Source organism: Vibrio plantisponsor (assembly GCF_013041605.1).
Lineage (GTDB): Bacteria > Pseudomonadota > Gammaproteobacteria > Enterobacterales > Vibrionaceae > Vibrio > Vibrio plantisponsor.
In genome coordinates this window covers 90,063-111,464 of sequence record NZ_JABEQC010000012.1, presented here as the reverse complement: position 1 = coordinate 111,464, position 21,402 = coordinate 90,063, and the positions used below count along the sequence as shown (strand labels likewise).

At 46.1% G+C, this 21,402-nt stretch carries 22 protein-coding genes; 8 read left to right on the top strand and 14 right to left on the bottom strand.

All coding sequences use genetic code 11. The features are described 5' to 3' along the window. Window positions 1–24: 24 nt before the first annotated feature. Together HKI82_RS16480 and narQ are read right to left on the bottom strand one after the other, a co-directional pair. Window positions 25–657 (bottom strand): response regulator, encoded by a 633-nt coding sequence (locus tag HKI82_RS16480; RefSeq protein ID WP_102942253.1) that lies wholly within the window; start codon window positions 655–657, stop codon window positions 25–27. Then, window positions 644–2,377: a nitrate/nitrite two-component system sensor histidine kinase NarQ gene (gene narQ / locus HKI82_RS16475; RefSeq protein ID WP_171138588.1), complete on the bottom strand. Its 1,734-nt coding sequence runs from the start codon at window positions 2,375–2,377 to the stop codon at window positions 644–646. The genes HKI82_RS16480 and narQ overlap by 14 nt, the downstream gene beginning before the upstream one ends. 252 nt (window positions 2,378–2,629) lie before the next feature. Between narQ and napF the strand changes: the two genes are divergently transcribed. The 8 genes from napF (at window position 2,630) to HKI82_RS16435 (ending at window position 11,795) form a co-directional block, all read left to right on the top strand. Then, window positions 2,630–3,112: a ferredoxin-type protein NapF gene (gene napF, locus HKI82_RS16470; RefSeq protein WP_102942251.1), complete on the top strand. Its 483-nt coding sequence runs from the start codon at window positions 2,630–2,632 to the stop codon at window positions 3,110–3,112. A gap of 15 nt (window positions 3,113–3,127) precedes the next feature. Beyond that, a complete protein-coding gene (locus HKI82_RS16465) occupies window positions 3,128–3,433 on the top strand; it encodes a chaperone NapD (protein ID WP_102942250.1) in 306 nt (101 codons plus the stop codon). Then, complete coding sequence (napA, locus tag HKI82_RS16460; RefSeq protein ID WP_171138587.1) at window positions 3,430–5,919, top strand: periplasmic nitrate reductase subunit alpha; 2,490 nt, start codon at window positions 3,430–3,432, stop codon at window positions 5,917–5,919. The genes HKI82_RS16465 and napA overlap by 4 nt, the downstream gene beginning before the upstream one ends. Before the next feature lie 84 nt (window positions 5,920–6,003). Continuing rightward, a complete protein-coding gene (locus HKI82_RS16455) occupies window positions 6,004–6,465 on the top strand; it encodes a nitrate reductase cytochrome c-type subunit (protein ID WP_102942248.1) in 462 nt (153 codons plus the stop codon). A 26-nt stretch (window positions 6,466–6,491) separates the two neighbouring features. Further along, complete coding sequence (locus HKI82_RS16450) at window positions 6,492–7,070, top strand: NapC/NirT family cytochrome c (RefSeq protein WP_102942247.1); 579 nt, start codon at window positions 6,492–6,494, stop codon at window positions 7,068–7,070. 14 nt (window positions 7,071–7,084) lie between these two features. Next, window positions 7,085–7,219, top strand: coding sequence for a TIGR02808 family protein (locus tag HKI82_RS16445; protein WP_081878682.1), 135 nt, complete (start codon window positions 7,085–7,087; stop codon window positions 7,217–7,219). Between the two features lie 182 nt (window positions 7,220–7,401). Then, window positions 7,402–8,694: an efflux RND transporter periplasmic adaptor subunit gene (locus HKI82_RS16440; RefSeq protein WP_171138586.1), complete on the top strand. Its 1,293-nt coding sequence runs from the start codon at window positions 7,402–7,404 to the stop codon at window positions 8,692–8,694. Further along, complete coding sequence (locus HKI82_RS16435; protein WP_240956743.1) at window positions 8,691–11,795, top strand: efflux RND transporter permease subunit; 3,105 nt, start codon at window positions 8,691–8,693, stop codon at window positions 11,793–11,795. The genes HKI82_RS16440 and HKI82_RS16435 overlap by 4 nt, the downstream gene beginning before the upstream one ends. A gap of 65 nt (window positions 11,796–11,860) precedes the next feature. Here HKI82_RS16435 and HKI82_RS16430 read toward each other — a convergent pair whose 3' ends face one another. The 12 genes from HKI82_RS16430 to urtC form a co-directional block, all read right to left on the bottom strand. After that, a complete protein-coding gene (locus HKI82_RS16430) occupies window positions 11,861–12,808 on the bottom strand; it encodes an AEC family transporter (RefSeq protein ID WP_171138585.1) in 948 nt (315 codons plus the stop codon). Window positions 12,809–13,016: 208 nt separating this feature from the next. Next, window positions 13,017–13,559, bottom strand: a complete 543-nt coding sequence (locus tag HKI82_RS16425; protein WP_171138584.1) for a HupE/UreJ family protein — start codon at window positions 13,557–13,559, stop codon at window positions 13,017–13,019. Window positions 13,560–13,602: 43 nt separating this feature from the next. Beyond that, entirely contained in the window at window positions 13,603–14,247 is a 645-nt protein-coding gene (gene ureG / locus HKI82_RS16420; RefSeq protein ID WP_171138583.1) for an urease accessory protein UreG, read from the bottom strand. 2 nt (window positions 14,248–14,249) lie between these two features. Next, window positions 14,250–14,912 carry an urease accessory protein UreF gene (locus HKI82_RS16415; protein WP_042483048.1) on the bottom strand — a complete coding sequence of 221 codons (663 nt, stop codon included), beginning with the start codon at window positions 14,910–14,912 and terminating at the stop codon, window positions 14,250–14,252. Next, window positions 14,912–15,529 carry an urease accessory protein UreE gene (gene ureE / locus HKI82_RS16410; protein ID WP_171138582.1) on the bottom strand — a complete coding sequence of 206 codons (618 nt, stop codon included), beginning with the start codon at window positions 15,527–15,529 and terminating at the stop codon, window positions 14,912–14,914. Before ureE ends, HKI82_RS16415 begins: the two co-directional genes overlap by 1 nt. Window positions 15,530–15,552: 23 nt before the next feature. Then, window positions 15,553–17,259 (bottom strand): urease subunit alpha, encoded by a 1,707-nt coding sequence (gene ureC, locus HKI82_RS16405; RefSeq protein WP_102942239.1) that lies wholly within the window; start codon window positions 17,257–17,259, stop codon window positions 15,553–15,555. Between the two features lie 22 nt (window positions 17,260–17,281). Further along, entirely contained in the window at window positions 17,282–17,587 is a 306-nt protein-coding gene (locus HKI82_RS16400) for an urease subunit beta (protein WP_042483041.1), read from the bottom strand. 8 nt (window positions 17,588–17,595) lie between these two features. Further along, window positions 17,596–17,898 (bottom strand): urease subunit gamma, encoded by a 303-nt coding sequence (gene ureA / locus HKI82_RS16395; protein ID WP_102942237.1) that lies wholly within the window; start codon window positions 17,896–17,898, stop codon window positions 17,596–17,598. Window positions 17,899–17,924: 26 nt separating this feature from the next. Further along, on the bottom strand, window positions 17,925–18,785 hold the full coding sequence (locus HKI82_RS16390; protein ID WP_102942236.1) for an urease accessory protein UreD: 861 nt from the start codon (window positions 18,783–18,785) through the stop codon (window positions 17,925–17,927). 4 nt (window positions 18,786–18,789) lie between these two features. Beyond that, window positions 18,790–19,485 (bottom strand): urea ABC transporter ATP-binding subunit UrtE, encoded by a 696-nt coding sequence (urtE, locus tag HKI82_RS16385; RefSeq protein ID WP_102942235.1) that lies wholly within the window; start codon window positions 19,483–19,485, stop codon window positions 18,790–18,792. After that, window positions 19,479–20,318 (bottom strand): urea ABC transporter ATP-binding protein UrtD, encoded by an 840-nt coding sequence (urtD, locus tag HKI82_RS16380; protein WP_102942234.1) that lies wholly within the window; start codon window positions 20,316–20,318, stop codon window positions 19,479–19,481. Before urtD ends, urtE begins: the two co-directional genes overlap by 7 nt. After that, entirely contained in the window at window positions 20,315–21,400 is a 1,086-nt protein-coding gene (gene urtC, locus HKI82_RS16375; RefSeq protein WP_171138581.1) for an urea ABC transporter permease subunit UrtC, read from the bottom strand. Before urtC ends, urtD begins: the two co-directional genes overlap by 4 nt. Between the last annotated feature and the right edge of the window lie 2 nt (window positions 21,401–21,402).

The window sequence follows — 21,402 nt, the reverse complement described above, 5'->3', positions numbered from 1 at the left end:
TTTACATCTGATAAGCCGCGATTTTTATCTCAGCTCGCCGTAGCGTTCCAGATAAAGCACTGTTGCTGCAGTGCGCGAAGGCACTCGTAATTTCTTCAGCAAACTCTTCATGTGCACTTTTACTGTCGCTTCAGAAATAAACAGGTGATCGGCAATTTGCTTGTTGCGATACCCTTTTGCCACTTCCGCCAGAATTTGAGATTCACGATCAGTCAAAGAGTCAAATACGTCTGAGTGCCCCTCGCGCTCACGAAGATATTTCGCGACGACGCTGCTGTAAGCTTTCTCACCAGAAGAAGCTTGTCTTAGCAATTCAATCAGTTCGTCAGGCTCAGTATCTTTAAGCAGATATCCATCTGCTCCAGCTTTCACTAGTGCTTCAATGTCTGCCGCACTGTCTGATACTGTCAGTATAACGATAGTTGAGCTGCATCCGTCGGTGCGCAGTGCCTGAAGTGTATCAAGCCCAGACATGCCCTTCATGTTCAGGTCGAGCAAGATTAAGTCCGGTTCATCTTCATGAGCCAGCGCGACGGCTTCAGTACCGTTACTTGCTTCAGCGATCACATCAAAATCGTCTTCTAAGCTCAATAACTGATTAATGCCTCTACGCATTAGCGGGTGGTCATCCACCAACATTACTCTAATCTTCGTCAACGTTAATGTCCTTAGACTGTTTAAATTTCAAAGTTATTCTGCAACCGGAGTTCAGAGAAGAATTCACTGTCAGATCTCCGTTCAGGCGAGCTGCTCGCTCTTGCATTATGCTTAAACCATAGTGGTTAAGTTTTGCATCGTGTTCTTCAAACCCGACACCATTATCTTCGACCACGACAACAACATCGCCGTCAACTTGGTTACACTCCACGACTATTTTCGTAGCGTCTGCGTGCTTAATGGCGTTAATCACCGCTTCTCGGATCAACTGCATTAAATGCACCTGCTGATGCGCATTCAACTCCAGCGAGGAGAGATTATTGGTTAACTCAATTGACGCACTGGTGTGCTCTTTCAACTGATTAATCATTTCCAATAACGCTCGTCCGAAACTCCCTTCTTTAATAGTTAAGCGGAACGTAGTCAGCAACTCACGCAACTGAGTGTAGGCTCCGGATAAGCCTTCATCGATATCTTTTATAATGTCTGCTGTCTTTTCACTTTGCGGCGTTTGTTCTAGCTTATTCATGACTCGCTTAAGTAAAGAGACCTGGATTTTTAAATAAGAAAGTGATTGAGCCAGAGAGTCATGCAACTCTCGGGCGATGGTCGCGCGCTCTTCCATCAACAGTAATTGCTCTGCCTGCTTCTGCGCTTTATTAAAATAAACTGCGCGCGAAAGCATCTGTACAAAGCTATCTATCAGTGCTTTATCCGGACATGGTAACCCCGCTCGCCAGTACAATCTTCCTAGCGTCTGCCCATCCACCATCAATGGTTGCTCGTGGCAGTTGTTATTACAATTACTGTCACAATAACCTTCATTTAAAACAATACCTTTGCCCGCCTCTTCATCGATTTCGAGGCGAACAGCATCAATACCTTCAACACTGACGATTTGTTTAAGTAACGTCTGAAAATTCTCTTGGCTAATTCGAGAAGCCGTTAACTGTTGTGACGACTCATAAAGTACCTGCAATGACTGATTTGCATGTTGCAACTTATGGGTCTTCTCGTTCACCGCATTTTCAAGCCCGTGATACAGTTTGCCCAGCTCATTCGCCATATCATTAAATGTGCGGGTCAATATCGCCATTTCATTGCGGCTGGTTGTTTTTAACTGTACGTCAAAAGAGCGGTTCTGTACTTGTTCACTCGCCACAACGAGATTACGCAGCGGGCCTACAACTTCTCTTCGAGTATAAATAACAACCAACACAGAAACCAAAAATACACCGCCAAGGCCTAAGCCCCCAACCCATGCTAACTTGATTAATTTGCTTTCAGAAAACTGCTGTAGCTTAAAAACGAACACATCAATTTGGCTCACGAACCCGGCAACAAGGTTCAAATAGTCAGCACGTTGGTCGCTTTTCAAGATTGTTTTCAGCTCTTGCCAACGAATGATGATGTCTTTGTAATCTGACTGAATATCTTCAGGTACTGTCCAATGTTTTAGCGCCTGCATAGACGGCGAAAACAGTGAATGTTCGAAACTCTCAATGTGACTGACATAATCGGTGGAGGAACTCTGGATATCATGCGCTAAACGATAGCTTTGCATACGCATAGAACCTGAAACGTTGACCGCTTCTGCGTCATTTAACGACGATGCTAACGTTATAATCGCGAAGCTAATTGTTGCAAACGACATCATCACAATGCTAAACATTGCCTTGGCAATTGTGCCAATCAGCGACCTTTCAACTCTTCTAACCAAACTTGTGCATTTCCTTCATTTTGACGTCTGTCGTCTTTCTTAAATTTTGAATCACAGTTAAACACTAACAATATGTGATCACTCTCGCTGGAAATAATTGATCTAAAACAACGCTTACCCCCAATTACCCCCTAATAGGTATTTAAGAAAATAGCCTGAAAACTACAATTTTCATATGGATAAGTGAAAATTGTGGCTTAACAACTTTGAGCTACAATTTACCTATCGCTTAAAAATTATAAGGTGATTGTAGTGGTCGATTTAGCCAGGCGTCGATTGTTCTCGCGTAAAACTGTTGAAGACTCAGCAATTATAATGCCTTGGGTTAAATCAGCAGCTTCTTTTACCGACGATTGCACTCGTTGCGGCAAATGCGTTTCTGCTTGTGAAACTCAGGTCATTATTAATGGTGACGGTGGTTTTCCAACCGTAGATTTCAGCAGAGGCGAATGCACATTTTGTTATCAATGTGCCGATGTTTGTCCCGAGCCTATTTTCCTTCCACAGTCCAGTTCACCTTGGCAGATTAAAGCAGATATCAAACAGAATTGTTTGGCGTATCAAAACGTTGAATGTCGTAGCTGTGGTGAGACATGCGACACAATGGCGATTCAGTTTAAGTTGCAACTTAATAAAGTTGCACAACCAGTTATCAATATTGATGACTGCAGTGGTTGTGGCGCATGTGTTTCGGTGTGCCCAACAGCATCTATCCATGTGAGCAATACAATATAAGAATGAGAGTAATGTATGTCACTGAATGAAGTGCACATTTCAAGTTTGGTGGTTCATGTGCTTCCACAGCATGTTGAATCAATAACGGCTCAAATCGAAGAATTCGACAATGCAGAAGTCTTCGGTTCTAGCCCTGAAGGCAAAATTGTGGTTGTTCTCGAAACTGAGAATCAAGGTTTTATTACTGACACTATCGATGCCATCAACAATTTAACTAACGTGCTCAGCACTGTTTTGGTTTATCACCAAATCGAAACCGATTTAGAGCAGTTGGACGAAGACACTGGAATTCAACAATCCCAAACAGAGGATGAAGTATGAAAATGACAAGACGAGCGTTTGTGAAAGCAAACGCGGCAGCATCAGCTGCAGCTATCGCTGGTGTGACATTACCGGCTTCTGCTGCAAACCTGATTGCTAGCACAGATCAAACCAAAATTACCTGGGACAAAGCGCCTTGTCGTTTCTGTGGTACTGGCTGCTCAGTTTTAGTGGGTACGCAGAATGGTCGTATCGTGGCTACACAGGGTGACCCTGAAGCTCCGGTAAACAAAGGCCTAAACTGTATCAAAGGCTACTTCCTTTCTAAAATCATGTACGGTAAAGACCGCCTGACTCAACCTCTTCTTCGTATGCGCAATGGCGAATACGCTAAAGACGGCGACTTCACTCCGGTATCTTGGGATCAAGCATTCGACATCATGGCTGAGAAGTGGAAAGCGTCTCTTGCCAAGAAAGGTCCAACAAGCATCGGTATGTTTGGTTCTGGTCAATGGACCGTTATGGAAGGTTACGCAGCAGCAAAAATGATGAAAGCTGGCTTCCGTTCAAACAACATCGACCCGAACGCGCGTCACTGTATGGCGTCTGCCGTAGTGGGCTTCATGCGTGCATTTGGTATTGATGAACCAATGGGTTGTTATGACGACTTAGAGCATGCGGATGCGTTCGTTCTTTGGGGTTCGAACATGGCAGAAATGCACCCTATTCTATGGAGCCGTCTGACTGACCGTCGCTTGAGCCAACAGCATGTAAAAGTAAACGTACTGTCTACTTACTACCACCGTTCATTTGAACTGGCTGATCACGGTTACATTTTCAAACCAAACTCTGACCTAGCGATCGCTAACTTCATTGCGAACTACATCATTCAAAACGATGCAGTGAACTGGGACTTCGTTAACAAGCACACTAACTTCAAACAAGCTGTGACGGATATCGGCTACGGTCTACGTGACGATCATCCACTTCAGAAAAAAGCGAAGAACCCTAACGACGGTTCAATGACCAGCATTTCATTTGAAGAGTACAAGAAGTCCGTTGCACCATACACTGCTGCGAAAGCGGCTGAAATTTCAGGCGTGAGTGAAGAGAAACTGATTACGCTTGCGAAACAATACGCAGATCCAAACACGAAAGTTATGTCACTTTGGACTATGGGTATGAACCAACATACTCGTGGTGTGTGGATGAACAACCTTGTTTACAACATCCACCTATTGACCGGTAAGATCGCGACTCCGGGTAACAGCCCATTCTCGCTAACAGGTCAACCTTCAGCGTGTGGTACTGCACGTGAAGTAGGTACCTTTGCTCACCGTCTGCCAGCAGATATGGTGGTTGCAAACCCTAAACACCGTGAAATTGCAGAAAAAGTTTGGAAACTACCTGAAGGCACTATTCCGCCAAAACCTGGTTTCCACGCGGTTCTTCAAGACCGAATGTTGAATGACGGCGTGCTGAACTGTTACTGGGTTCAATGTAATAACAACATGCAAGCGGGTCCAAATATCAACGGCGAACGTTTACCGGGTTACCGCAATCCGGAAAACTTCATCGTCGTTTCTGACCCATACCCAACAGTAACAGCGCAAGCGGCTGACCTGATTCTTCCAACCGCAATGTGGGTTGAAAAAGAAGGTGCTTACGGTAACGCAGAGCGTCGTACTCAAGCGTGGTATCAACAAGTAGGCACAGTGGGCGAAGCGAAGTCTGACTTATGGCAAGTTATGGAGTTCTCTAAACGCTTCACGATGGAAGAAGTGTGGCCAGAAGAACTGCTAGCAAAAATGCCTGAATACCGTGGCAAAACAATGTTCGACGTACTGTTCAAAAACGGTCAAATCGACAAGTTCCCAGTCAGCGAAGCTCGCGAAATGAACGACGATGCCCACCACTTTGGCTTCTACGTACAAAAAGGTATTTTCGAAGAGTACGCAATCTTTGGTCGCGGTCATGGCCACGACTTAGCGCCGTACGATATGTACCATCAAACTCGTGGTCTACGCTGGCCATTCGTTGATGGTAAAGAAACACAATGGCGTTACAAAGAAGGTTCAGACCCGTATGCGAAGAAAGGTTCTGGCTGGGACTTCTACGGTAAGCCAGACGGTAAAGCTTGGATCATCTCTGCACCATACGAAGCGCCACCAGAGGCACCAGATGCAGAACACGATTTATGGCTATGTACAGGCCGTGTTCTTGAGCATTGGCATACCGGTACTATGACTCGCCGTGTACCTGAACTTTACAAATCTTTCCCTGATGCCGTGTGTTTCATGCATCACGAAGATGCTGTGGCTCGTGGCCTACGCCGTGGTGATGAAATCCTGATTTCTAACACACGTGGTGAAGTTCGTGCTCGTGTTGAGACTCGTGGTCGTAACAAGCCGCCAAAAGGCTTGGTATTCGTACCGTTCTTTGATGCTCGCATTCTGATCAACAAGTTGATCCTAGATGCTACCGACCCACTTTCAAAACAAACGGACTTCAAGAAATGTCCAGTTAAAATCACGAAAGTGGCATAAGTATAAGATGAATGTAAAGGCTGCCCCATTTCATCCCTCGGGCAGCCTCATTAAAGAATTTAGCCATTAGGCGGAGAATGTAATATGAAAAAATTACTGGTTGCACTGTTATCGGTTGGTGCTGTTTTATCGGGAGTCGTCTTTGCGCAAGCTGAGCTGGATCTTCCAGGTGGCACAGGTGGTTTGGAATCTCTGCGTGGTTCTAGCCTTCTAGAAGAAACAAGAAATGCTGACGAAATGAAGAAAATTCCTCGTGAACAATCTTTACAAGCAGATTTCGTGTACCAGCCACCATTGATCCCACACTCAATTCGTAACTACGAAGTGACCAAAGATGCGAATAAGTGTTTGTCTTGCCACAGCTGGAAAAACGCCAAAGATATGGGCGCAACGAAAATTAGCGTAACGCACTTCCTAAACCGTGAAGATGCTGTACTTGCTGATGTATCACCTCGTCGTTATTTCTGTTTGCAATGTCACGTACCTCAAGCGGACGCTCAACCTTTGGTTGAAAATGACTTTAAGCGTGTTGAATCACTTCGCTAAGCAAACCACACAATAAGAGGCGATTTATGAAACTACTTAAAGCGTTTTGGAATAAGTTAACAAGGCCAAGTAAAGCTGCAGCTGGCGTTGTCTTATTCTTGGGTTTTTCTGGTGGCTTGCTATTTTGGGGCGCATTTAACACGGGTATGGAAATGACCAACACAGAAGAATTCTGTTCTGGTTGTCATGCTCCTATCGTTGCTGAAATCCAAGAAACGGTTCACTACTCTAACCGTTCAGGCGTGCGTGCAATTTGTTCTGACTGTCACGTACCACACGAATGGACGGATAAAATCGTTCGTAAAGTTCAAGCATCCAAAGAGCTGTTTGCACATTACGTAACGAAAACTATCGATACTCCAGAGAAATTCAGAGAACGCCGCGCACACTTAGCAGAGCGTGAATGGGCAAGGATGAAGAAGAACGACTCTCTCGAATGTCGTAACTGTCACCAATTTGAATTTATGGATTTCTCAGAGCAAAGTGAACGTAGTGTTCAACAACATTCTACTGCCCTAGCGTCTGGTGAGAAAACCTGTGTGGACTGCCACAAAGGTATCGCACACAACCTACCAGATATGCACGGCGTAGAAGGCTGGCAATAACAAGGAGCAGAGAAATGAGTACACTTGAATCCATTATCTGGCATGTCCTTGGATACAGCGCAATGCCAGTCATTATCCTCGGTGGATTTGTTGGTGTTGCTGCCGTTTCCATTGGCATACTGTCACTGACCAAAGATAAAGAATCCTAAGCGTAAGTTATTGCTGACGATTGTTTACTTAACTTTACCCAAATCCGGTGCCTAGCGCCGGATTTTTTATTTTAGTTAAAGCTAAATTAACGATATGCAATGAATTGGGAGCAAGCGCCAATTTATTTCCTTTGTTTTACATTAGTTTTTACTTATATAAATAAAGTTCAGGGATAGTGACTATGGCAAACTACAGTTGGATTCAACGATTACTTATTGTTCCCCCACTCGTGTTGGGCGGTATTGTTCTCTTAGTCGCACCCAGTATGAAAGCTGAACCACCGAAAACCGAACAAGCGGGCGGTTCAAAAGTTGTACGAGTGATGAAGGTCAAACCTCTCGCCATTCAACCTAGCGCCATAGGCTATGGCTATACCCAGCCAGCTCAAGAGTGGCAAGCTCAGGCAGAAGTAGAAGGTCGAGTGATCTGGGTGTCAGACAACTTTAAAAATGGGGCTTTCGTTGCTAAAGGAGAGCCGTTGCTAAAGCTTGACGACTCTGCCTATCAACTTGCCATCACCAAACTCAATGCAGAGTTAGATGTCTCCAAACTCAAATACCAAACCATAGGCGTGAGCTATTCGATTGCCGAGCAAGATTACAAACTGCAAAAAGAAGAGTATGAACGTAGCGAACGCTTAGCCAAAACCGGTCATCTTTCTCAAACTGAAAAAGACAAAGCCAAACGCGATCTGCTCAGTAAACAGCAGCTACTACAAAATCTGAAAAATGAACAAGCAATCACGGTTGCAGAGCAAGAAGTCTTGAATGCGGAGCTAGAGATTGCGATGCGCGATCTTAGTCATACCGAAGTCAAAGCCCCTTACGATATTCGAATTACCGCAACCAATATTGATGTCGAAGAGTATGTAAATAAAGGTCAAGCCCTACTCCAGTCAGATGGAATGGAAGCAGTCGAAGTGCTTGCCCAGTATTCGATTGGTAAAATGAGACCATTACGTCGCGCAACTCAGGCAGAGAGTTTCGACAATTCTCTTCATAGCGATTTGCAAGCTACCGTCACTCTTACCACAGGTGATAAACAAGTTAACTGGCAAGGGCTGGTTGACCGAAGCGGCGGTTTGATCGACGCCCAAACTCAAAGCCAAACACTGATTATTCGTGTTGACGAGCCTTATCAACAAGCGCAGCCGGGCAAAAAGCCGCCTTTGATTCGCGATACCTTTGTCAAAGTCACGCTAAAAGCACCGCAATTGGAAAACCAACTTATTGTGCCTATTAATGCTATTCATAGCGGTAATGTCTATGTGGTTAAAGACAACCAGCTCGCGATTCAACCTGTTGAAATCGATTTTACTCAGGGTCAAATAGCGGTTCTGAAATCTGGCGTCAGCGAAGGAGACATGGTGGTGGTAAGTCAGCTACAACCAGCGGTCGAAGGCATGAAGCTTAAAGCACAGCCAGACAAAGCCATGGTTCAGTGGGTTAGCCAGCAAGCAGCAGGAGGTGAATGATGATCGCCTATTTTGCTCAGCACAAAACGGCTGCCAACGTTTTGATGATTGCGATTCTTTTAGTGGGGATCTATGCCCTACCTAAAATGCAAAAAGACACGTTTCCTTTAGCGCCAACCACCAATATTGAAGTGAAGGTCAGCTATCCGGGCGCATCACCCAAAGAAGTGGCGGATGAGATCTGCATCCCCCTCCAAGATGCGCTAGATAAAATAAACGGCATTCACGAATTTACTTGTGATGCGCGAGAAAATGTCGCCATCGGTAATGTGGACATTAACCGTAATGAGAACATCGATATTCTCACCAGCGAAGTTCAGCAACAGGTCAATGCGATTAGTGATTTCCCCGATCGCGCAGAGCGCCCAACCGTGACTAAACTCGACCGCATCGCATCCGTCGTTAGCATCGCGATTACCGGCCCCATGTCTGATCAAGATCTCTACTGGTACGCGAACAAGATTAAGCAGAACTTGAAAGCGAACCCTGATATCGCACAAGTGACCATCAGTGGGTTTTCGGCGCAGGAAATTGAAGTCTCCATTGCGAGTGAAACTTTAAAGCAATACGGCTTGAGCATCTCTGATTTGGCAAACCGAATCCAGCAAGAGAACGTCAGCATTCCAGCAGGCACAATGAGAAGTGATCTGTCTGAATCAAGCATCCGTTTTGACCAACTTGCTAAACATGTCGACGACATCGGTGCTTTGATGATTAACAGCACCACTCAACTGCGTTTAAGAGACATCGCAACCATAGAGCAAAAGTTTGCCCTTGAAGAAGATAAGATTCTGTTTAACGGACAAAGAGCGGCGTTGCTTCAAATCTCCAAGAACCAAAATCAGGATACGCTTAAAGTGCGTGAAGTTGTTGAGCGTCTTATCGACAAAGAACGCGCGTTGGCTCCACAAGGTGTTGAACTCACCATTACACAAGATGTGAGCGTCAATATTAGAGAACGTCTGCGTATTCTAGGCAGCAACGGGGTTCAAGGTTTGCTCCTTGCGTTCTTAGCGTTATGGGCATTCTTCAATATCCGCTTTAGCTTCTGGGTAACAGTCGGTCTTCCCGTCTCTTTTCTTGGCACACTGTTTATCATGCTGATACTCGGTTACACCATCAATATGATGACCATGGTTGGGCTGATTGTCGCCATCGGTATTCTGATGGATGATTCGTTGATCATTGCTGAGAACATCGCAGCAAAACGTGAAGCTGGCATGGCTCCAGTTCAAGCGGCAATAGAAGGAACAAAGCAAGTATTACCAGGGGTTATCGCGTCTTTTGCAACCACCATCATGGTAGTCGGTCCATTGATGTTTTTAACTGGTAACCTCGGTGACATACTCCGTTATATCCCGATTGTTCTGATGATGACGCTTATCGTGAGCCTATTCGAAGCGATGTTTATTCTGCCTTCTCATCTGGCTCATCATCCTGATATCTCTAACAGCAATACCATTCGCAATAAAATAACCGCTGGGTTTGAGTTCGTTCGAGACAAAGGCTTTGTTCCCCTTTCCGTGATCGCAATGCGAGCACCTTATTTGAGTATTGGCATATTGCTTTTTGTCGTCGCAGCAACCACCGCCACCTTCCCTGCGGGTTTACTCAAGTTCAAAGCCATGCCAACCCTTGAAAGTGATACGCTTCAAGCAAGAATATTGCTTGACCAAGGTAGCTTGTTATCACAAACAGAAAGTGTCGTGAGCAAAGTTGAAAACGCCCTAAAAGAGATGGATACAGAGTATCAAGAGAAGTTTGGTGAGCCATTAGTCAACAGTATTACGGTTATGTATAACACCAATATTGATGCCTTTGATTCTGGTCCGCATATGGCTACTGTTAGTGCGGACTTGCTGCCCGCTCAGTTTCGTCAAGAAAGCATCAAAGACCTTATTCAAAGTTGGAAAAGCAAAGTCGGTCCAACCGCAGATGTCATCGCACTCAAGTTTACAGATAAAGAACGGGGCGTTGCGGGTATTGGTATTGATATCCGAGTTCAGGGTAACGACCCACAAGAACTCTATGCCGTGAACTTAGCTTTGATGAAATGGCTCAAACAGTTCGACGGTGTATTCAATCTTTCTTCCGATTTGCGATATGGACGAGATGACATCCAAGTCGCGCTCAAAGATCAAGCGGGCGTGCTAGGTGTGACCGCAGCACAAGTCGCTCAAACGCTGAGAAATGCAGTGAAAGGCAACAATGACCTTACGGTGTTCCAAGACGGGGAAATTGTTGATATACGGGTTCGTCAAAGTGATTTTCTTCATAAAGCAACCATAGAAGAGCTGAATGATCTGCTTATTACCGCCAATAATGGCAAGCTGATCCCGTTGATGGTTGTCGCTGATTTAACTCAGACTAAGGCTTTCTCGCGGCTTAACTTGGTCAATGGTATTCCTACGGCTACAGTTCAAGGCAATATCAACACCCAAGTCGCCAACGCACGCGAAATCATGCTGCAGTTTTATAAAGACTTTGTGCCTAAGATGGCGCAGAAATACCCAGAAGTTAGTTTCGCTTCTCAAGGACAAGATAAAGAGAGTGCAGACACAGGCTCATCGCTACTCACCTATTTTGCTCTCGGCATCATTGGCGTCTATTTGATCTTGGTCTTTCTGTTTAAAAGCTTTGTTCAGCCGTTTGCGGTACTGCTTGCCATTCCAATGGCTTGGATTGGCGTCGTATGGGGGCATTTAGGTTTGGGTATTGACCTCACTATTCCAAGTCTGGTTGGCTTTGCCACTCTCGCGGGGATTGTGGTCAACGACAATATATTGTTAGTCACCTTCGTGAAAGACAAAGTGGCAGAACGTCAGGAGCTACGCCAAGCATGTAAGCTAGCCATCCATGACCGATTCAGAGCTATTGTGATCACCTCACTCACAACCTTTGCAGGCTTATTACCTTTGCTGACGGAAACCAGTACTCAGGCGCAATTCTTAATACCGCTGATTGCCAGCATTGCCTTTGGTCTGGTGAGTGCCACATTACTTGCTGCCGTAGTAGTCTCTTGTGTGCTGCTCATTTTGAATGACATTAACCCCAAACTTTGTGGCAGTGACTTGGCATTAGAAAACGCAGAGCACGCGTAATAGCGTGCTCTGGAAAACTTTATGTTCTTTGAAAAACTTTTAAGTACTTTGAGAAAAGCTGAAAACTAAATCGTGCTTAGGAAAACGAGCATGATTGGCGTCAGTATCATGGATATAAAGTAACTGGTGATCCAACTGGTGTTTGCTACTTCTTTGTCCAAATCATAAAGTACTGCGGGTAAGGTGCCCATAAATGCTGTGGGCATCACTGCCAAAATCAAACACACTTTCGCAACCAAATGATCTTCAATTCCCCATAGGTTGAACAGTGAAAGTAGAATCGAAACTAAAACCACCGCAACCGCTGAGCGGGCGATCGTCGCAGTCAATGCCACTTTTTGCCAGCGTTTACCGCCTTTCAAGTTGAAAGTTAAACCCACTGAAGCAATCAGCAAAAATGTACCTACAGGGATCGTCCAATGACTTACAGATAAAAGAAATTCTGGTCGAGGAACGCCTGAAACATTGAGCAATAAACCTAACGAAATCGCAGACATTGCAATAAGGAAGATAGGATCTTTCCACACCTGTTTATTCTGCGTAGATTTAAGGGCTTCATCTTGCGATTTGGATTTTGCGTATGGGAACACTAAACCGAAATAGGTCAACTCTTCGAACAGTTTAAACAGCGCCATCATAGCGACACCGTTTTCACCGAAGGTAATAAAGAGAACAAGGTTACCCAGAGCGCCAATGTTATACAGCGCAGTAACAGGCACAAGCGCACCAGTTTGCACTGGCGTTAACTGGTTCTTCTTTGCTACAGCAATCCCTACCAAGGTACCCGCAGCGATTACACCTGCACCTATAAAAGGCAAATACAATAACTCGGTGCGAATATTACTTAGCTGCCATAAAGATACAAAAACACTAAATGGAATCAATGCCATCAGCGCTACTTTGGTTAAAACCAAACTAACAAAAGATGAACGCTGTTTAAGATAACGTTGGAAAAACAATCCCAGCACAAAACCGCTAAAAATAATGCCGAAAGTAAAGACGAATGGGTTCACAAAGATAGACCTTACATCTAATGCACAGACGCGTTTAGTTATCTCAGCTTAGCTAGGTCATTACAATGCTTTTTGAAAAATTATTTCATATTTAAATAAATAATTTCACCAATGACAGGGCTAGATATAAACGTTCGACATAAACAAAGGGAGCATTTCGCTCCCTTTCCTGTCACTTCTGACCCGTATTTATAGCCAACGGATGTTGTTATTGTTTAACAGTAGTGAAATGAGCAACAGCATTGCGGATAGCTTTAACCATTACATTAACGCCAACCATCACCATTACGCTTGCCGCCAGTGAACCAAGGCAAAATTCGCTCACTGCGCCAATCGCTTCTGCGCCTTGTACTAAGCCATGACAAGCGCTGAACGCTGCAATACTGATCATAGAAAGCCACTTAATTGCCCCTGTTTTACGGTAGGAATACAAAGCAACAGGCAATGCAATCAAAGAGCCAGCAACCAGCGATTCCACCATTGATGCATTCGACCATTCAACGCCAACAAAGAATCCGGCCATTAACGCGGCAGCAAAACAAGCAATAATTTGCGCCGATTTTTTGTAGCTATAGCTTGCCGCAAAAAATCCAATCAAGACCAGCGCAGCAAGATGATCAATGCCCGTTAACGGGTGCAAAAATCCTTCAGAGAAACTCGCGTGCATTGCGTGCCCAGTGTGAGCAAAGCTTGGTGAACTTGCAGCCAGCAGAGCGGCGGCAGAGATGATTTTGCTAAGAGATAGTTTCATTTAAAAATTCCTTTTCTTACAACAGCCCGTTAATACGGCTCTATTAGATCTGTTCAGTTACGACGACATTCACGTCACGCTCGGCTAACATGCCTTGCTGAACGATAAAATCGATGACTGTTTTCAAACCGTCACCACGAATTAAGTTAGTAAAAACAAACGGTTTATCTCCGCGCATTTTCTTCGCATCTCGGTCCATTACTTCAAGTGATGCGTTAACCATCGGCGCGAGATCGGTTTTGTTGATAATCAGAAGATCTGACTTAGTGATACCCGGTCCACCTTTACGTGGAATTTTGTCACCCGCACAAACGTCAATCACGTACAGCGTCAAATCAGAGAGTTCTGGGCTGAAAGTCGCGCTCAAATTATCACCGCCACTTTCTACCAATACCAATTCCAAGCCCGGATGACGATGTTGCAACTCATCAATAGCAGCGAGATTCATAGAAGCATCTTCGCGAATTGCAGTATGGGGACAACCACCAGTTTCAACCCCCATAATGCGGTCAATATCTAGCGCCTCGTGGCGCATCAGAAACTCAGCATCTTCCTTGGTGTAAATATCATTCGTTACCACCGCAAGATTGTAGTGTTCACGCATTGCCGAACATAACTGACGTAACAACGCTGTTTTACCGGAGCCTACCGGGCCACCGACGCCTACTCGTAAACATTGTGTGCTCATATTTAACTCCTAAATAATCTTGAATATTGAGTCTCATGCCATGCACTCACCATGGCAAAATTGGGTAATGTCAGTCCGATGTTGTCGTCACTGACGGATAAACCTGTTTCGATCGCCTGTTCAATCACGGGCATCATTTCGATTAACACTTTCTGTGCAGAGGTCTGTCCTAGCGGAACGGTTTTGCACGCCACCGTGACCTGATTTTCTAGCCAAGACCAGAGCCAACCTGTCGCCGCGACTTCGAGTGGCACGTTAAAGTGCACACAAGCTTTTGCGTATAACGGCAGGTAACTCATGCTGCGCGCTTTACTGTCTAGCTCAACGTTTAAACTGGCCAATAACCGATGAAGAGTTTGCCCAAGTTTCTGCTCCTCCATCACTAGCTCTGCAGTTTCACGGTTAGCCAGTAACACCTGCTGCCAATATTCGATTTGGTTTACATCGTTGAGTTGCCATGCCTGATAAAAGCGCTTTAATAGCGGTAGTTCCAAATTTGCCTGTCCGCTTCTCAGCAGCGGAGACAGCCATGCCTTTAAGCTCGCTTCATCCTTCACCCATTGCAGTTCCACCGCACCTTCCAAGCCTTGGCTATAGGCAAACGCACCTATTGGTAGACTCGGGCTACTTAAATGCAGCAGAGATAACAACGCTGAAATCTGCATTAGTGATGGTGCTCCCCATGGCTTTTGTTGTGCGATTCAGTGTGCAAATGATTATGGGAATGACCATGAGAATGGCTGTGTCCATGTGAATCGCTATGTCCATGAGAATGACCGTGGTCGTGATCGTGCGACTGATGATCGTGTGAATGATGATCATGTGAATGGTCATGCTCGTGATGATGACCTTTACCACTGCCATGATAAGCGCCATTTTCTGGCGTGAATTCTGCCAATTGGGCTTCACAGACCAGCCCCATCATTTCTACCATTTCTTGCAGTACGTGGTCTGGTTGGAATCGCAACCAACACTGACCTATCGCCATAGGTACATGACGGTTGCCCATGTGGTAACACGCCTTGGCGAAGGTTTCCCAATCATCGGTTTTCGCTGTCACAACGGCTTCTTTTTCAGCAACCACAACTAATACTTGTCCGCACTCGGTGTGCAGGTAGTCACCATGTTTAAGCACATCTCCACGAGGTAAAAACACACCTACATCCAGTCCAGATTGGCTCATTGTTCTGAATCGACCTTTCTGACGCAGTGCAAATGGCAAAATAACCTTATCCAACACTGCTCCATGGAAATGGTCGGAACGTCCTACAACTTTCAACATACAACTCTCCTTAGTTCGGTTTCTCAGAACAACGAATAACGTTGTGCTAGAGGCAGTTCCGTTGCTGGGTCGCAAGTTAACAGCTGTCCATCCGCTTTCACTTCATAGGTTTGCGGATCGACACTGATCACCGGCATGTAGTCGTTATGAATCATGTCGTTCTTGGTTACGTTACGACTGTTAAGACACGCAGCTAACTCACGTTTCAGCCCTAGCGTTTGCTGCAAGCCGTTCTCCATTGCCGCTTTGCTGGTGAAAGTGACTGACGTTGCAGCGCCCGCAGTGCCAAATCCGCCGAACATATAGCGATAATGCACAGGTTGAGGTGTTGGAATGGATGCGTTCGCATCTCCCATTGGTGCAGCAGCAATAAAACCGCCTTTAATGATCAACGCTGGTTTAACGCCAAAGAAAGCCGGTTTCCAAAGTACGATATCCGCCAACTTACCCACTTCGAGCGAACCCACAACATGAGAGATGCCATGCGCGATAGCTGGGTTAATGGTGTATTTGGCGATGTAACGCTTGGCGCGGAAGTTATCCGCCTGACGCTCTTCATCTTCTGGCAATAAGCCGCGCTGCACTTTCATCTTGTGCGCGGTTTGCCAAGTACGGCAAATCACTTCACCCACTCGGCCCATTGCCTGTGAGTCAGAAGCAATCATCGAGAACGCGCCTAAGTCATGCAGAATATCTTCTGCTGCAATAGTCTCTTTGCGGATACGAGAATCAGCAAACGCCACATCTTCAGGAATGTTGGGATCAAGGTGGTGACACACCATCAACATGTCGAGGTGTTCATCCACTGTGTTTACTGTGTAAGGACGAGTCGGGTTGGTCGAAGATGGAAGCACATTCGGCTGACCACAAGCGACGATAATATCCGGAGCATGACCACCACCAGCACCTTCCGTATGGTAGGTGTGAATCGTACGACCTTTGAATGCCGCAAGGGTATCTTCCACAAAGCCCGATTCATTTAATGTGTCGGTATGAATTGCGACCTGGACATCATACTTTTCAGCCACTGCCAAGCAGTTATCAATCGAAGCCGGTGTCGTTCCCCAGTCTTCATGCAGTTTTAAGCCACACGCACCCGCTTCAAGTTGTTCTTCTAACGCTTGCGGCAAACTGGCGTTACCTTTACCAAGAAAACCAAAGTTCATCGGCATTAAGTCTGTGCTGCGCAGCATCTGAGCGAGGTTCCAAGCGCCCGGTGTACAGGTAGTGGCGTTAGTTCCCGTTGCTGGACCTGTCCCACCGCCCAGCATAGTCGTTGTGCCTGACATCAGCGCTTCTTCGATTTGCTGCGGACAGATAAAGTGAATGTGCGCGTCAATCGCACCTGCTGTCACAATATGACCTTCGCCAGCAATCACTTCTGTGCTGGCACCGATATGAATCGTCACGTTCGGCTGGATATCTGAGTTACCCGCTTTGCCGATTGCGTGGATCTTGCCATCTTTAATGCCGATATCAGCTTTAACAATGCCCCAGTGATCAAGGATCAGAGCATTTGTTATCACGCAGTCCACCACTTCGTCGCGGCATTTCTGACCTTGTCCCATGCCATCGCGAATCACCTTACCGCCACCGAATTTCACTTCGTCGCCATAAGTCGTAAAATCTTTTTCAACCTGAATCCACAGCTCAGTGTCCGCTAAACGAACTTTGTCGCCGGTTGTCGGCCCGTACATATCGGCATACGCAGCCCTAGATATCTCTGCCATTTTTATTTCCTATTCCTTGAAATCAGACCTTACCCATCACTTCTGCGCGGAAGCCGTACACTTCTCTCGCACCATCTAACTCAACCAGTTCTACGTTGCGAGTTTGTCCCGGTTCAAAACGAACAGCCGTTCCCGCAGCAATGTTCAAACGCATTCCTTTGGTTTTCTCACGCTCAAAGTCGAGTGCTGGATTGGTTTCAAAAAAATGATAATGGCTGCCCACTTGCACAGGTCGGTCACCGTGATTCACCACTGAAATACTCAAGGTTTTACGCCCCGCGTTGAGTTCAATGGGTGCAGATTGCAGTTGGTATTCTCCTGGCTTCATAACGCCTCCTACTGAATCGGGTTATGAACGGTGACCAGTTTAGTCCCGTCAGGAAAGGTGGCTTCAACCTGCACTTCTTCTAGAAGCTCTGCAATGCCGTCCATAACCTCGCTTTTGCTTAATAAAGTGCGTCCTTCACTCATTAACTGAGCCACCGTTTTACCTTCTCGCGCACCTTCCATAATGGCTGCGGAGATATAAGCACTGGCTTCTGGATAGTTGAGCTTGATACCTTTAGCCAATCGGCGCTCAGCCAACAACGCCGCAGTAAACAGCAGCAGTTTATCCTTGTCTCTTGGTGATAATTCCATATCGTCCCTCTGAAAAATGGTTTAAATCAGGTGTTCCAAATCCTTGGTGGGCAAGGCTCGATGCCCATCAATAGCGGTCGCAGAAGTTGCCAACATCCACGTAATTGTTGTTGTGCCTGTTCACTGCAATCGCCCAAATAGCGAACCACTATTACCCCTAGACGATGGGTAACGCTCAGTGTGGTTTGTTTTGAATCTAGGGAATGTCTTAATGCAGTAACCGCAGAATCTGCATCTTCAATACCAAACACCACCAAAGTTCCAGAAACCAGATGATGATTGAAACCACTCATTGCGGTGAGAAGCGGATCGTCCGCAGACAGAAATTGGCGCTCAAGCAGAATCGGCTTATCTTCCAAATAGACCGCCAAACGCTGTTCAACACTGCCGCTAACAAATGGCAGATGACTTTTCGGCCGACCTAAACAGAACACGTCAATGCCGACGAATTTCGCCTCGCCATACAAGTTCACTCGTGTAGAAAGTTTACCGTGCGCACCGTCAAACACGATGGTTTCCATAGGCATCCATTCACAACGGGCACTGTGCACATCAATATGAACCTGCTGACGCTGTGCGCCGCCTTGGCTGTCTGCTCGATATATTTTTCCCGCAGAAGGTGTGGTGATCAGCGCGTGGCTGTCTTGCGCACATTCCACCTGAATGCTTAAGTCATCACCAGAAACCAACCCACCCGGCGGATGCAGCAAATAAACATGGCAAACCTCCTGCTCTGGGTAGAATGGACGCTGTACACGAAGTGGCCCTTGAAACGCCATTTGGTGCATTCGAGTCTTCTCGCCATCAAAATCAAAACCCAGCGAGAGAAACGCTGGCCAATGGCGCTCGGTTTGACTGATGAGATCGAACTTAGACATAAGATTCATAGCGCTACACCGTTAGATATTCTTTGACCAGAGCATCATTGAGTTCTGTCATCTCACCTGCAGCCACTTGGCGTCCACGATCAAGAATGCAGAATCGGTCAGCCACTTTTCTGGCAAATGGTAACTTCTGTTCGACCAGCAATACCGTCAGACCAATTTCCTGATTTAGACGGCGAATGATGTCGCCAATCTCAGCCACTACGTTAGGTTGTATACCCTCTGTTGGCTCATCCAAAATTAGTAGTTTGGGGTTAATGACCAGTGCTCGACCAATCGCAAGTTGTTGCTGCTGACCACCTGAAAGGTCGCCACCACGACGATGCAGCATCTCTTTGAGCACCGGGAAAAGCTCATAGATAAAATCCGGTACATTTTTGCTCTTGTCGCCGCGTACGGGTAAACCTATACGCAGGTTTTCCTCCACCGTGAGCAAAGGGAATATTTGGCGACCTTGAGGGACATAACCGATACCCAAAGGCGCACGTTTTTCCGCTGATAATCCAGCAATGTCTTGCCCAAGATATTCAATTTGACCACTTTGTGTCGCAAGCAACCCCATCACACATTGCAATAACGTGGTTTTACCCACTCCGTTGCGTCCCATCAGGCAGGTACATTTACCCTCTTCAACATTAAGGTCTAAGTCCCACAGGGTATGGCTTTGTCCGTAAAACTGGTTTAATCCTTTCACCGTTAACATGCTTCTTCTCCCAAATAGACCTCAACCACTTTGGGGTTGCTTTGCACCTGATCCATGGTGCCTTCGGCAAGTACAGATCCTTGATGAAGAACCGTAACGTTTTTGGCAATCGAGCGAACAAAATCCATGTCGTGTTCAACCAACACGATGGTGCGTTCGCCAGCGAGGCTGGTGAGTAGCTCACCGGTTCTGTCCATTTCCTGATGCGTCATTCCCGCCACAGGCTCATCCACCAGCAACAGTTTCGGGTTTTGCATCAGCAGCATGCCAATCTCTAGCCACTGTTTTTGTCCGTGAGACAGAGCACCAGCGAGTAAAAAGCGTTGAGGCTCTAAACCGATTTGTTTCAGCACATAATCGATGTAATCAATGTCTGAAGAACTCAGTTTGGCAAACAAGGTCGAACGAACGGTTTTCGCTCCAGCCATCGCCAATTCAAGGTTGTTAAACACGGTTTGGTTTTCAAATACTGTCGGTTTTTGGAATTTACGGCCGATTCCCGCTTGGGCGATTTCCGGTTCGCTCAGTTCAAGCAGATCAATATTCTGCCCAAACCACGCACTGCCACTGTCTGGGCGAGTTTTGCCAGTAATAATGTCCATCATGGTGGTTTTACCCGCGCCATTAGGGCCGATAATGCAGCGCAGCTCCCCTTCATTGATGTACAAATTGAGATCGTTTATCGCTTTGAAACCATCAAAACTGACGGTCAATCCTTCAAGGTAAAGCAAGCAGCCATGACCAACAGTCAGCATTGGATTTACTTTCGGCACAAGGAAATCGTAAACATGTTCACGGTCAGTCATTGACCTTGCAAAATCTCTCAAGCTCATGCGTTTGCCTCCTTGGTTTTGATAAGCCCAACCACACCTTTTGGCAGGAACAGCGTCACTAACACAAACATAGCGCCAAGGCTAAACAGCCATACCTCTGGTAACGCAGCGGTTAAATAGGTTTTGGCATAGTTGACCGCTAATGCCCCCACCACAGCGCCGTACAGAGTTGCACGACCACCCAATGCAACCCAAACCACCAGCTCAATCGAGTTCAAAGGAGAAAATTCAGAAGGGTTGATGATGCCCACTTGCGGTACATACAAAGCACCGGCAATACCAGCTAACACAGCCGAAAAACAGAAAATCGCTAACTTGATGTATTCCACTTTGTAACCCGTGAAGCGGGTACGAGATTCCGCATCGCGCACAGCCATTGCTACGCGCCCTAAACGGCTCACCACAATAAAACGACACGCCAGATAACCAAGACCAAGTGCGATACCCGATAAGATAAACAGCGTGATTCGGGTTGAGTTAGCCTGTAAATCAAAGCCCAATAGATCTTTGAAATCGGTTAGACCATTGTTACCACCAAAGCCCATTTCGTTGCGGAAAAATGCCAGCATTAATGCATAAGTCAGCGCTTGAGTGATGATTGATAGATACACACCAGTTACGCGAGAGCGAAACGCCAACCAACCAAAAACAAACGCAAGAACACCAGGCGCGAGAACGATCATTAAAGCTGCAAACCAGAACTGGTCGAAACCGTGCCAGAACCAAGGCAGCTCTTTCCAGTTTAGGAACACCATGAAATCTGGCAGTTCAGGGTTGCCGTAAATGCCTCGGTCACCAATCTGACGCATCAGATACATACCCATTGCATAGCCACCCAAAGCAAAGAATGCCGCATGACCTAAGCTCAGAATGCCTAAATAACCCCACACCAAATCCACAGCAACAGCGAGTAATGCATAGGTAAGGTACTTGCCCATTAGAGTGACGGTATAGGTTGAAATATGCAGTGCACTTCCTGAACTCACCAGCATGTTCAACACTGGGATCACACCCAGAGCCACTGCCAAAACCAATAGAAATGTCATGGTAGAGCGATCAAATAACTTCGGTTGATACACCATGA

Coding starts and splice junctions, on each gene's coding strand:
- HKI82_RS16450 (WP_102942247.1), top strand. CDS start 6,492: ATGAAACTACTTAAAGCGTTTTGGAATAAGTTAACAAGGCCAAGTAAA.
- HKI82_RS16415 (WP_042483048.1), bottom strand. CDS start 14,912: ATGCAGATTTCAGCGTTGTTATCTCTGCTGCATTTAAGTAGCCCGAGT.
- HKI82_RS16465 (WP_102942250.1), top strand. CDS start 3,128: ATGTCACTGAATGAAGTGCACATTTCAAGTTTGGTGGTTCATGTGCTT.
- HKI82_RS16455 (WP_102942248.1), top strand. CDS start 6,004: ATGAAAAAATTACTGGTTGCACTGTTATCGGTTGGTGCTGTTTTATCG.
- urtC (WP_171138581.1), bottom strand. CDS start 21,400: ATGGTGTATCAACCGAAGTTATTTGATCGCTCTACCATGACATTTCTA.
- ureG (WP_171138583.1), bottom strand. CDS start 14,247: ATGAGCACACAATGTTTACGAGTAGGCGTCGGTGGCCCGGTAGGCTCC.
- urtE (WP_102942235.1), bottom strand. CDS start 19,485: ATGTTAACGGTGAAAGGATTAAACCAGTTTTACGGACAAAGCCATACC.
- ureC (WP_102942239.1), bottom strand. CDS start 17,259: ATGGCAGAGATATCTAGGGCTGCGTATGCCGATATGTACGGGCCGACA.
- HKI82_RS16435 (WP_240956743.1), top strand. CDS start 8,691: ATGATGATCGCCTATTTTGCTCAGCACAAAACGGCTGCCAACGTTTTG.
- HKI82_RS16390 (WP_102942236.1), bottom strand. CDS start 18,785: ATGAATCTTATGTCTAAGTTCGATCTCATCAGTCAAACCGAGCGCCAT.
- HKI82_RS16400 (WP_042483041.1), bottom strand. CDS start 17,587: ATGAAGCCAGGAGAATACCAACTGCAATCTGCACCCATTGAACTCAAC.
- HKI82_RS16425 (WP_171138584.1), bottom strand. CDS start 13,559: ATGAAACTATCTCTTAGCAAAATCATCTCTGCCGCCGCTCTGCTGGCT.
- HKI82_RS16445 (WP_081878682.1), top strand. CDS start 7,085: ATGAGTACACTTGAATCCATTATCTGGCATGTCCTTGGATACAGCGCA.
- urtD (WP_102942234.1), bottom strand. CDS start 20,318: ATGAGCTTGAGAGATTTTGCAAGGTCAATGACTGACCGTGAACATGTT.
- HKI82_RS16440 (WP_171138586.1), top strand. CDS start 7,402: ATGGCAAACTACAGTTGGATTCAACGATTACTTATTGTTCCCCCACTC.
- ureA (WP_102942237.1), bottom strand. CDS start 17,898: ATGGAATTATCACCAAGAGACAAGGATAAACTGCTGCTGTTTACTGCG.
- ureE (WP_171138582.1), bottom strand. CDS start 15,529: ATGTTGAAAGTTGTAGGACGTTCCGACCATTTCCATGGAGCAGTGTTG.
- napA (WP_171138587.1), top strand. CDS start 3,430: ATGAAAATGACAAGACGAGCGTTTGTGAAAGCAAACGCGGCAGCATCA.